The sequence below is a fragment of the Companilactobacillus paralimentarius DSM 13238 = JCM 10415 genome (assembly GCF_001434985.1).
Lineage (GTDB): Bacteria > Bacillota > Bacilli > Lactobacillales > Lactobacillaceae > Companilactobacillus > Companilactobacillus paralimentarius.
Genome location: NZ_AZES01000041.1, coordinates 1 through 12,916, shown reverse-complemented (window position 1 = coordinate 12,916; position 12,916 = coordinate 1). Strand labels below are relative to the sequence as shown.

Genomic DNA, 12,916 nt, shown 5'->3' with positions numbered 1-12,916 from the left:
TTTCAAATTCGCATCGAACTTTTAAGATAAAGAGACTGTTTTGTCACAGCCTCTTTGTGTATTACAGATTATTTAAATAAACCACTGAAGAATGAAACGATACTGTCCCAAATTCTTTGTAAGAAGTTACGATTCTCCTGAGTATTTAAGTTATTGAAAATATTTTTAGCTTTACTCATGATATCGCTACTTAATTTTTGAGCTTGTTGTTTGAAGTTTGAATTCTTCAAAGCACCAGAATCTCTGATTTGTACCATCAAGTTAATGATTTGTTGTTTTTGATTGTTGTTGATGATATTTTGAAGATTATTCTTTTGCAAGTTGTTATTAACAATTGTTGTGATTTGGTTAACGGTGATATTATCGCCTTTATTTGCCAAATCAGATTTCATACCAGCAACGGCATTGTTCAATTGTTTATCAGAATATCCATCAGTACCCTTATTCGCATCGGTAATATTACTTAAAACATTCATTTCTTTTTGCGCAGCGTTAACTTGGCTTTGATTCAAAGTATCGCCACTATTGGCATAAGCTGCGTAGATTCCGGCTAAAGCACCAGAACCATCAATTGGTGTAGCTGATGTTACATAGATGTTAGCATCGCTGATACCGGCAGTTACGGCAGCATTACGATATTGGTCGGCTGTAATGGTAGTAATATTGTTCTTCCCATTATAATCAACGATTTTGACATTAATACCAGAACCGGATGAAGTCTTTTGAATCAAGGCCGATGACCAAACACCACTACTACTTGTGAAACTACTGCCACTAGGGTTGAGATATTTCACTAGAGTATCACCGGTAACGGTAATAGTCTTGTAGTCTCCACTGACTTGTGAAGAAAGGGCGTCAATTGTTCCTTGACGTTGACTTGATGTTAATGAAGTTCCTAATGTCATTACGGGTTGATCACTTAGATCGTCCGCTTTGACAGTCTGAGTTGAGAAAATTCCAACTGTGATTAAAGAAACTAGTCCTAATAAAATGATATTTAACTTTTTCAAGGTTTTATCCTCCTTAAATCATATTAAACCAAATATGTATGAAGAATTCGAGAAGATGGAAAATTTTTTTGAATACTTGTATGAATATATTAATATATTGACGAATAAATTAATAAAAATGAATGATTTTTTGACAAAATGTCAATGATTTAGTAAAAATGGTATATACCTATTTAATAATAGCGCTTACAAGAATATACTTTCTATGTTGTAAAACTATTTTACGGCAGAAAGAGGGGTACAGGCTTTTGAAAAACTTTATGGATTGGCTTCAAAATAAAATCTTGCCACCGATGTCAAAAGTCGGAAACAACAAATATTTAGTATCCATACGTAACGGGTTAGTCTTGACATTACCAGCTATTATCAGTGGTAGTGTATTCCTAATTGTTGGTAACATACCAATTACTGCATGGGCTAATTTCATCAAACCATATATGAATATGATTGGTGTGGCCGTTAATGGATCATTTGGAATTATTTCATTATTAGCTGCAATTGGGATTGGATATGAGTTATCTAAGGAATTAGGAGTTGATCCTATTTCCGGCGCGGGACTTTCAACTATGGCTTTTGTCATCGTTTCATTTAATGATAAGTTCAAATTAGATACTAATAATTTTTCATCATCTGGGTTATTTACCGCAATTATTACTGCTATGATATCAGTTACAATTTTTAACTTCTTTATTAAGAAAAATATTATTATCAAATTACCTGATGGCGTACCAACAGCTGTCTCGAATTCATTTGTTTCATTATTACCAGGTTTTGTTATCTTAGTTCTATTCTGATTTATCCGTATGCCACTACATATTGATATTAATTTGGTTATTCAATCAATTTTCCATCCATTACTATTCGCGATGAATACTTTGCCAGGTATTTTGGTTTACACATTCCTAGTAAGTTTGCTTTGGGTTTGTGGTATTCATGGTGATATGACTTTAGAGGGAATCGCTGATCCAATTTTCTTACAATTTTTAGCTGCTAATGGAACGGCTTTTGCACATCATCAACCACTTCCTTATGCCACAGCTGCTGGATTTTCTAGTTTGATGGTTAACGTTGGTGGTACTGGTGCCACAATTACTTTGGTTGTTTTGATGTTATTCTCAAAGAGTAAGACTTATCGTGATCTTGGACGAGTAGCATTTCCAGGTGCTTTGTTTGAAATCAATGAACCTGTTATTTTCGGATTTCCTATTGTTATGAATCCTTTGACGATGATTCCATTTATCGTAATTCCATTGATTTTAGCTACAGGTAGTTATCTTTTGATTCATTTAGGATTAATGAATGCGCCAGTAGCGATGGTACCTTGGACAATGCCTCCAATTATCGGACCACTAATGGCAACTGGTTGGGATTGGCGTGCTGCTGTTTGGTCAGCTGTCGAGTTAGTCTTAGCCGGAGCAATGTATTATCCATTCTTCAAAGTTGCTGAAAAAGGTATGCTTGCTAAAGAAAAGACTTCTACAGATTAAAAGATTGTTGAAAAATAATCTGTATATGTCATCAAATTAAAAAGAACGATAATCAGTCAGAGGAGGCTGATTATCGTTCTTTTTAGCATTAATTGATTTCCATTTTTTTGATTCTAGTAGTTTTACTAGAAATTATCAAAGAACTGAAGAAATAATTCAAACAAAAAAGTCGGACACGGCAATGTCCGACTCTAAATAATATGTAATATTGTTATTAGACAAGGACACTGATTAAGGGCCACTTTTTAAGTGGTCTTTTTCTTTACCTTGCTTCACTAATATATTAACAAGATAAGACATCTAAAACAACTATAAAGTAATAACATGTCAACTAGTATTATTATATTTATAATGGTTACTGAAAAAGTACATTCGTTAAAGAAAAAAGCTTTCACAAGTCAATGGAATTTTTTCTTATTTATTTGATAATTAAAATGGCTTTTGCCGCTAGTTTATGCTATTCTGTAGGTTCTAGGAATACGCTTAAGTAAGTATAATTAAATAAAAAGGATTAGGTGAAACACAATGAAAATTGTCGTTCTTTCAGGTGGAAGAAGTACAGAAAGAAATGTTTCTTTATCTTCCGGAGTTAAAATCACCAACGCACTACGTAGTAAAGGTTATGAAGTAGCTTACGTTGATTCATTCTTAGGTAAGGATATTGAAGAGGATAAAATTGATGATCTCTTCACAACAGAACCTGAAAATGAAAGCAAATTAGTTATTGATGATGAAGTTCTTACAGATGAAAAGATCAATGCTTTAAGAACTGACGGAACTAAAGGTCTATTAGGTAGAAATGTTCTTAACATTTGTCGTCATGCCGATATTGTCTACATGGGACTTCACGGTGAAGATGGCGAAAATGGTAAGATGCAAGCTGTCTTTGATGTCTTTGATATCAAGTATACAGGTAGTGGTTCATTAGCTTCTGGACTTGCTATGGACAAGAAATATTCTAAAGAAATTTTTGTACAAGATAATATTCCAACTGCTCAATACACAACAACTAAGACTGCTAAAATTTTATCAGAGGATATTCCTTTCAACTATCCAATGGTAGTAAAACCTTCTAACGGTGGTTCAAGTGTTGGTACACATATTGTTAACAATGCTACTGAATTAAGAGATTCAGTTGCTGATGCTTTGAGATTTGATGATGAAGTTCTAATTGAAGAGTATATCAAGGGACGCGAATTCTCAGTTGCTATCGTTGATGGTTTGGTTCTTCCAGCTGTCGAAGTTACTGTTGATACAGGTTGGTATGATTTCCAACATAAGTTCCAAGCTAACAATGTGACTCATTTTATTACTCCTCCAGACAATTTGGATGATAAGATTCATAAAAATATGCAAGCATTGACTAAGAAAACTTTTGAAGCCTTAGGTATGAGTAACTACGGTCGTGTTGACTTCTTATTACGTGACGGTCAATTGTATGTCATGGAAGCTAATACTTTACCAGGTATGACACCATTGTCATTAATGCCAAGAGAAGCTGAAGCTGCTGGTATTTCATATGCCGATCTTTGTGAGAGAATCATTAAGAGTAAAGTTAAGTACTACGAAGAAAGAAAATAATAACGAATTTTAAACTAAAGACTATCTCCTAAATTCGGAGGTAGTCTTTTTCTGTTGTTAGATAGATTTGTAGACTTGTTAAAACGATTACAAATATAAGGTATAATTGTCGTGTGAACTATTCTTTAAAAATTTGATTGCGAGGTACGTTTCATGACAAGAAAAATTGGAATTATTGGAATGGGAAATGTTGGTGCCGCATGTGCACATTATATTGTTGCAGGTGGCTTTGTTGATGACTTAGTATTGATCGATAAGAATGAGAAAAAAGTTAAAGCTGATGCTTTAGACTTTGAAGATGCCATGGCTAATCTACCAACTCATACTAATATTTACGTAAATGATTATTCTCAATTGGATGATGCCGATATTATTATTTCAGCCGTTGGACACATCAAATTAATTGGCGGAGAACATCCAAATCGTTTTGGAGAATTGAAGCCAACCGGTGACTCTGTAACAGACGTAGCTAACAAGATTAAACAAACTAAATTTCATGGAGTCATGGTTGTAATTAGTAACCCTAATGATGTCATGACATCAATGTATCAACAAATTCTTGATTTTCCTAAAGAACGTGTAATTGGTACTGGCACATTGCTTGATTCAGCTAGAATGAAACGTGCTGTTGGTAAAGCCTTTGATGTTGATCCTAGATCTGTTTCAGGATATAACTTGGGAGAACACGGCAACTCACAGTTTACAGCTTGGTCAACGGTAAAAGTTATGGATCAGCCAGTTAAAGAATTAGCTGAGAAAAATGGTCTTGATTTGGATCAAATTAATGAAGATGTAAGAATGGGTGGTTTCACAGTCTTTGATGGCAAAGGATATACTAACTATGGTGTATCAACTGCAGCAGTAAGACTTTCGTTAGCAATTTTAAATGATGCTAATATCGAACTCCCTGTATCTAACTATCGTGAAGAATATGGCGTTTACCTATCATATCCAGCTATTGTTGGTCGTGATGGAATTGAAAAACAATTGCAATTGGATCTTCCTCAAGATGAATTAGATAAGCTTCAATATTCCGCCGACTATATCAAAAAAAATTTAAAATAAATTATGCAGAAAGAGTGTAGACAAAATGTCGCACTCTTTTTATTTTGGCGGGATAATTTACATATATTGATATAATAAGGTTTGCAAAAAATTGTTAAGGGGACAAACTATGAAAAAAGGTTTACTGCTGTTACTTTTACCACTGCTTTTGACTGGCTGTTCAACGAATGCAGATACCAGTTCTAAACAGGTTGATAATCAGGAAACAACGGCTAACAAAAATTCTAATGTGGATAAATCTAGTTCTGATTCCACTGGAAATGTTACGGCAAAAGAAATCAGTAATTGGACGTATGCATCTGGTGATAAAGCAGTTAAGATTTTGAACAATGATCGACCAACTACGATTCAAGCTAATGATTTTGATCAAGCACATATAGACTATGGTGGATTAGACAATTTGAATCGAACTAAAACGGCAACAGCGTATTTAACGCGTAATAATTTGGGTAAATCTAATACGAGAACTGAACAGACATGGCGCCCGACTGGTTGGCATAACGAACCCAAAACGGTCAACGGGACACGTGTTATTCCACAAAATAGAGGTCATTTAATTGCTTATACAATGACTTTCAATTTAAATAAATCCGGTCAAACGCAACAGGGTCAGCTAGGTAGTATTGATAATCCCTACAATCTTTTCACACAAACGGAATTTTCAAATCAAAAAACAATGACTGAAATTGAACAAATGGTTCGTAATAAATTAGCACAGAATAAAAAAATTATTTATCAAGTAACTCCAATTTTTCGAGGTAATGAACTAATGGCTCGGGGCGTTTGGGTACAGGCATTGTCGACCGATGGTAGTTTGAAAATTAACCGATATTTGTGGAATATTCAGAATAATATTGTTTTTGATTATGCGACAGGACGGTCAACTGTGGATGGGACTTTCACAGTGCCTGGAGTTGCTAATAATTATCAAAATAAGCATTATAATAATAGACATAAAAATTACAGACATTATAAGAAATATCGTCACTATTATCACTAGACAAATAGGAGATATATTTGTCTTTCTTCTGTGGTATAGACCAGTAAACAATGGTATAATGAAAACGTCAAAATTAGTAAGGAGATTCGATAATGTCATATTATATTCATGCTAAGAAGTTCTTTTTAAAAAACACTACTGAAAATGGCGGCTATCTAGAAGTTACTGATGACGGTAAGTTCGGTAAATTCTATCATGCTGACGAAGAAAAACCGGAAGGTAAAGTTGTTGATTATTCAGACAAGTTTATCGCTCCAGGTCTAGTTGACACACATATCCATGGTCTTGTAGGTCATGATGTTATGGATGACGATTTTGAAAAATTGAATGAAATGTCAGAAGGTCTATTAAAGGCTGGTGTTACATCATGGTTGCCAACAACTTTGACAGCATCACATGACCAACTAAAACATATTTGCCAAACAATTGGTGATAATTACAAGAAAGCTACTGGTGCTAAGATTCAAGGTATTCACTTTGAAGGTCCCTTCTACACAGAAAAACACAAGGGTGCACAAAATCCTAAGTACTTCAGAGATCCAGATGCCGAAGAATTTGAAGATTGGCAAGAAGCTGCTCACGGTATGATCAAGAAGATCTCTATTGCTCCTGAAAGAAAAGGTTCAGTTGAATTCACTAAAGCTGTTGCTTCAGATAACGTTGCTGTATATCTTGGACACAGTGATGCTACATTTGAACAAGCTAAGGCTTGTGTTGAAGCAGGTGCTACAGGATTTACACATACATATAATGGTATGAGTGGTTTGAATCACCGATTACCAGGTATGGTTGGTGCAGCACTTTCAATGCACTTAGTTGATGATGAATTGATTTGTGATGGACATCATGTCAACCCATTCGCAGCAAGAATTGTTATCGAAAAGAAGGGTGCAGAACACGTTGCCCTAATTACTGATTGTATGCGTGCTGGTTTAATGCCAGATGGTGACTACGTACTTGGTGAATTACCAGTTGTTGTTGCTAATGGAACAGCCAGATTAAAAGATGAAACACACAATTTAGCCGGTTCAATCTTGATGTTGAACGAAGCTATCAAGAATGTTGTTGACTGGAACATTGCTACAGACGAAGAAGCTGTAGAAATGGCAAGTTACACAGCTGCTAAGAGTTCAAAGGTTGCTGACAAGTGTGGTATTATCGCTGACGGTAGAGATGCTGATTTCATCGTACTTGATGATGATATGACATTATCAGAAACATACCTTGACGGTGTATCAAGATATAAGGCCTAAAGATAGAGAGCGGAACAAGGGCGGTCAGCTCCCGAGGATTAACGCCACTATCCCAGTCGGTGGCGAAGCGCCGGCAGAGATAGTTGACTTAACCGGAAGGAGTTGCCCTTGTGTAGCTCGTTTCTACTATAAAGATTAAGAACATTGGTTATTCCAAATAGGAAAAACCAAATAATAGAACCAAAACAAAAAGCCGAGGCAAACCAACAAGATACCTCGGTTTTTTAGTCCCTTGCATGGCTGTTGTATACTCTACATATCGGGAGGATTACTATGAATAAAAAAATTATTGCTCATAGAGGAATACCAACGTTAGCACCTGAAAATACTATGGCCTCATTCAATGAGGTGGTAAATCATGATGTTAAATGGATCGAGACTGATTTAAGTATCACTAAAGATGAAAAAATCTTTGTCATCCATGATGACAAATTGAACAGAACGACAAATCAATCTGGATCAATTGAGACTGTTGATAGTGAAACAGTAGCTAGTGCTGATGCTGGGTATTGGTTTGCCGAGAAGTTTCGCGGTGAAAAGATACCAACTTTGGACCAATTAATTGATTTTCTTAACATCCACAAGATTAATGCCAATATCGAGTTAAAAGGTGTTGTAGGGGACAACGCTAATTACTTAGCTGATAAATTAGTTGAAAAATTTGTTGAATCATTAGATCGATTGGATGAGCATGTTGAATTAATTATTTCTAGTTTTAATCCAATTATGTTGGAAAAAATGTATAAGTTAAGACCAGATTTAAAATACGCTGTTCTATTCAGTCGAGCAACACTTGGTGATGATTGGAATCTGGTTATGCAAGCTTGCCATGCCAAAATCGTTCATCCAGATGGTTCTTCACTAACCGAAGCTAAAGTTAAACAAATGAAAGATTATGGTTATGAAATTAACGCTTGGACAATCGATGATATTAATCGTGCTCAAACATTGCTCAAATGGGGTGTTGATGGAATAATTACTAACATTGCAGATAGAATGAGCTTTTTAGAAGAATAATAAAAATAGTCTCGTAGAAGTTAGTGCTTTTAACTTCTACGAGACCTTTTTGTCTAGACTAAATTGTTGTTTCAGAGGATTCATCATAATAAATGACAATTCTGCAGTTCTTAGAAGGGTAAAGAACTTACTTAAAACACTTGGTTTATTACATATCATTTTTGGATATTACAAAATCTCTTGCATATTTGATTTTGTGTCATCTCCATTTCGACCCATTTTTTATTACTATCCCATTCGATTACATTTACCTTGATTACGATATTTTTAAATCGGTGATGTTTTGGTAAGTGTAAGCTCACATTGTGAGGCTTCGAGAAATATAAATACTGCTTCTACGTTTATATTTCTCTTACTGTTAAGTATAAACAGAATGCAAACTAATCCAAGATAAGCAATGTATTTCATACCTTTCGTATAATCTTTTAAGTAATACTATCTTCAAATTGCCAAGTAAGCTGTGAAGAATAATTTCCAGGAATAGGGTTATTGCTATTCATGTGCAAAAGCGGTCCCTGGTCCTTGTGCCATTTGATAGAGTTGAATACTTGTCCGTATGTCGTTTCGCCAATAAGAGTTTTATTAGTTAGTGATGTAAAAGATTTACCATTGTAATAACGCAGATTAGCAGGGAGCTCGATTAAACTGTTGTCCTTATTTATGAAATTGGTTGCTTGTTTCAAATAAAGCTTCAAAGGACGACGTTTACGTCTCTGATCATTGATTGAAACTACTTCGTTAGGATCATTGTTGGCAGAGATACGATACTTTAAATTATTGTGATTGAAAAGGGTAATTGGTTCAAAATGTAATTCCTTGATGGAAGCTGTTAATTGATTATTGATATAGTTGATATTCAGCTTATCACCTTGACTGGCATATTTATCAGAATCTGGATCTAGTCCATGAAATTCAATTTGTGAATTGAATGATTCACGATCATTAATGTTCTTGACGGTAGTAGCGATGAAAAGAGATTTCTCTTGGTGCATATCTAAATTATTTAGATTGATTTTTAGTATTTGATTCTTTTCGTTGGTACTTATAGAATAATCGGAATTAGATATCTCGGTACTGCCGATCTTGATACTTTCAATTTGTGTATCCCAATGTAGTGGCAAAGTGATATAAGAATCATGGATAGCACGCCGGCTATTATTATATAAGTTAACGGAATAATTTATCCAGTCACCATTAGTTACGTCGTTTAACTGGGTTTCAGTATTATTCGTATCAAATGTTACGTTAGTTATAGTTGATGAGATTTCAACTTTAGGATCATTAGGTGGTAGAACTTTTAAAGTAGCTGGTCCAATAAGAACACTATCATCATTACCCTTTGCCTGTTTGACAACAATTTGGGCATAATATTTACTGTTATCATCTTCAGGATGAACTCGCTGGGTCTCATAAAAAATGTCGTTAAAGGTAGGGTTTGACTTTGATTTAACTAATTCCATTTGTTGTGAATTAATCTGTTTATACCAATTGATAGTAATATTGCTTAACTCATCCTCCCGTTCGTCATCCTTTAATCCCTGAATTTCAAAACGGGCTTTTTTTCCTTCAGGAATTGCTCTATCTATCAATCCATTGCCAATAGTGATTTCTTTAGAATCAGAAACAACGGTACTATCTTTATTGTTAATAGTCGCAATCACTTTGACAATACCTGATTTTCCTCTTGTATTAGCAAAGACGTGTCCATCATCATCGACGGTTGCCAGCTCAGGTTTATCGACGGACCATTTTGTCGATTCTGTAGTGTTAAAAGGGGTAGAAGTTGAATAAGCAAAAGTAGCACTACGAGTGATATTACTATCGATATTGAATAAATAATCAGCTCGGGTATGAACTTTAACGTTCTTAGCAGGTATAGGTTGAGGAGAAACATCGACAGTTGCTACTTTAGAGTAAAAAACACTTCCAATTACATGTGGAAAAGGAAGGACATAAGAAGTACTTAGTTGATAATATGTACGCCCTAATTTGGTAGGGGTCAGGTTAAGCGAGGAATTACCATTGAATTTTTTTTCAACTTCAGTCCAAGTTGTGCCATCAGTTGATTGCCACCAATGGTAACGAGATGCCAGTAAAAAATTAGACCAAGGAGTTCTTTCAACTTCCGTTTTAATATGGAGATTTTCACCAAGTGTAATATAGTAATTGCTGTTGGGTTGTTCGGTATAACCGCTGACACTAATTATGCCTAAGATTCTCTTGGGATCGGGACTAGGTTCATATTTATATGGAGGATTCTCTTCTTCAATTTCGGCCACTATAGTTTGCTCATTTGTAATTTGGAAAAAAGCAGTTGTGAAAATTATAATGAAACTGATTAACAATTTAATTTTCAAGTTCGTATAAAGTATCACAGTTTTTCTCCTTAGTAATTTTAGACCACAACTCATTGTATATAATGTTGGATTTTTAATAAAGACATTTTTTACAAGTTTTTAGTACTAAATATTGATTAAAAATATTTATATTTTGACATAAAAAAAACACGGAATTTTTTCCGTGCTTTTTTATTATTTAATATTTATAAGCTGTTTTCGAAGTACCAAGTTAAGGTAGTACTGTATTTGCCGGCTTTTAGATGATCATCATTCACGTGTAATAGCAAACCATCGTCTTTATTCCAACCGATTGAGGATAATTCTTGACCGATATCTGATTGCGATATTTGAACTTTATTATTCAAAACTTCAGTATAATTGCCATTATCATAATATCTTAAACTGACCGGTAGCACTTCAGAATTATCATCTGTGAATTCATTTAATTGTGAAACGAAGACCTTTAGTCCACCTTTATCACGTCTTTGATCACTAGTATCAATAATATTGTTAGGTGAGTTCATCGCACTAGGACGATGTTGCAAGGTACCTTTGCTAAAAGCCTTGATAGTGCCAAAGTCGATATCCTTAATATTGGCATCTAGACTATTAGTAGTGTAACTGATAGTTTCGACAGCGCCATCTTTACGATAAACATTGTCATCATTATTGGTTCCATAAATATAAGGGATATAAGAACGTGACTCTTTTTGAGTGGCATTTTTAACTGTTGTATCGACATCAATAGTTGCGACTTCTTGTATATTTAAGGTATCCAATTCAATTACAAGATCATCGGTATCGTCTTCATCATTATGAATAATTGAGAATTTATCGTCGTCTAATTTTTGATCATTTACTTTAATACTATTGATTGTCGTACCTGTGTGCATCGGAATTACGTAGAAACCATTTTTCAAAAGACCGTCGTTACTATTATTTTTGAGGGTATCGTGGTAAACAATATTATCACTGTTTACTACATCGTAAAGATTATGCTCATCATTATCTTTGGTGGTAAAAGTTTGATTAGTAAGTTGATTAGTGAGTTCAATATCGGGGTCTCCAGAAGGAATAACCGTCAATTTAGCTTTGTTGGTAGTGATTGTTTTAGTAATTAAGTTAACTTTTAAAGTTATAACGGCTTGATAAAAGGAACCGTTATCGGCATAAGTTGTATCAGGAGTGGTATAGCTAGTGCCACCATTAGATTCAACCTTTGTTCTTTGCCCAGTATTTGGATCATAACGATACCAGTCGATTGTTACGGATCCGTTGTTTTCCTCATCGTCTCCATCACCACCAGTATTACCTTTCAAAGTAAAGGTGGCTGTTTCGCCTGATTTAACGGTTTTATCTTCTAGACCACCACCGATTTCAACAGGGGCGGAGCCTTGAAACTTGGTTCCATCAGGGTTTGTCATTGTAGCAATAACATGAACTGTACCAGTTTTGTCTTGGTTGTTAGCCGTAACGAGACCTTCACTGTCGACTGTAGCCAGGGACTCATCGTCAACAGACCAATCAACTGTACCAGTAGCATTAGCTGGAGTCGGTGTAGCATGGGCATAAGTTGTGTTGGAAAGATTGTCACTAGTGTTATAGAGATAATCATCGTCAACAGAGACCTCCACTTTGGTTGCATTGACTGGTTCGGGTAGGGCATGAATGGCTCCAACTTTAGAATAAAGATGTTTCTTGTTGATACCCAAAAAGGCATATTGGGTGTCTAGTTGGTACCAAATGGAACCAGTCTCTTTTGGTGTAACTACCAAATTTTTCTTTTGACCACCATTAGATTTACTGATTTTTGACCAAGTTTTACCGTCAGTTGACTCCCACCATTGATAACTTGCAGAATCAAAAATTCCGGTTAATAACGTCCAAACAGAACGTCCTGTATTGGTCTTAATAGTCACTGAATTATTAACAGTAGTATAGTAGTTTTCTTTCGGTTGCAAGGAGTAACCACTAGTTAGCCATATTCCAATGAATTTAGTGGGATCTTTAGTAGGAGTATATTTGGGGGTCACAACTGTTTCTTCTTCAGCCTGACTTTGATGTTCCGTTGTGATAATGGTTAAGCTAATCATAAAAATAGGCATGATAAAAAGGCTGTTCGTCAAATCAAGTTGATGGCGGTTCAAGTTAACAGTTAGACCAT

The 12,916-nt window shown here is 35.0% G+C and carries 8 protein-coding genes and 1 pseudogene; 6 read left to right on the top strand and 3 right to left on the bottom strand.

Going from position 1 to position 12,916, the window contains the following annotated elements:
* Nucleotides 1-68: 68 nt before the first annotated feature.
* Nucleotides 69-992, bottom strand: a complete 924-nt coding sequence (locus FD33_RS04670; protein WP_373887547.1) for a DUF1002 domain-containing protein — start codon at nt 990-992, stop codon at nt 69-71.
* Between the two features lie 176 nt (nt 993-1,168).
* Here FD33_RS04670 and FD33_RS04665 point away from each other — a divergent pair.
* From FD33_RS04665 to FD33_RS04640, 6 genes and pseudogenes are all read left to right on the top strand, one after another.
* A pseudogene (locus FD33_RS04665) lies at nt 1,169-2,497 on the top strand (PTS sugar transporter subunit IIC).
* 525 nt (nt 2,498-3,022) lie between these two features.
* A complete protein-coding gene (locus FD33_RS04660; protein ID WP_025085851.1) occupies nt 3,023-4,078 on the top strand; it encodes a D-alanine--D-alanine ligase family protein in 1,056 nt (351 codons plus the stop codon).
* A 153-nt stretch (nt 4,079-4,231) separates the two neighbouring features.
* Nucleotides 4,232-5,143, top strand: a complete 912-nt coding sequence (locus FD33_RS04655; protein WP_056955797.1) for an L-lactate dehydrogenase — start codon at nt 4,232-4,234, stop codon at nt 5,141-5,143.
* 109 nt (nt 5,144-5,252) lie between these two features.
* Complete coding sequence (locus tag FD33_RS04650; protein ID WP_025085850.1) at nt 5,253-6,143, top strand: DNA/RNA non-specific endonuclease; 891 nt, start codon at nt 5,253-5,255, stop codon at nt 6,141-6,143.
* Nucleotides 6,144-6,235: 92 nt separating this feature from the next.
* Complete coding sequence (gene nagA, locus FD33_RS04645; protein ID WP_025085849.1) at nt 6,236-7,396, top strand: N-acetylglucosamine-6-phosphate deacetylase; 1,161 nt, start codon at nt 6,236-6,238, stop codon at nt 7,394-7,396.
* Nucleotides 7,397-7,669: 273 nt separating this feature from the next.
* On the top strand, nt 7,670-8,413 hold the full coding sequence (locus FD33_RS04640) for a glycerophosphodiester phosphodiesterase family protein (protein ID WP_025085848.1): 744 nt from the start codon (nt 7,670-7,672) through the stop codon (nt 8,411-8,413).
* A gap of 425 nt (nt 8,414-8,838) precedes the next feature.
* On the opposite strand, the gene FD33_RS04635 is transcribed toward FD33_RS04640, so the two are convergent.
* Complete coding sequence (locus FD33_RS04635) at nt 8,839-10,692, bottom strand: hypothetical protein (RefSeq protein WP_148299186.1); 1,854 nt, start codon at nt 10,690-10,692, stop codon at nt 8,839-8,841.
* Between the two features lie 263 nt (nt 10,693-10,955).
* A partial coding sequence (locus tag FD33_RS04630; RefSeq protein ID WP_056955796.1) for an Ig-like domain-containing protein occupies nt 10,956-12,916 on the bottom strand: 1,961 nt, incomplete at its 5' end.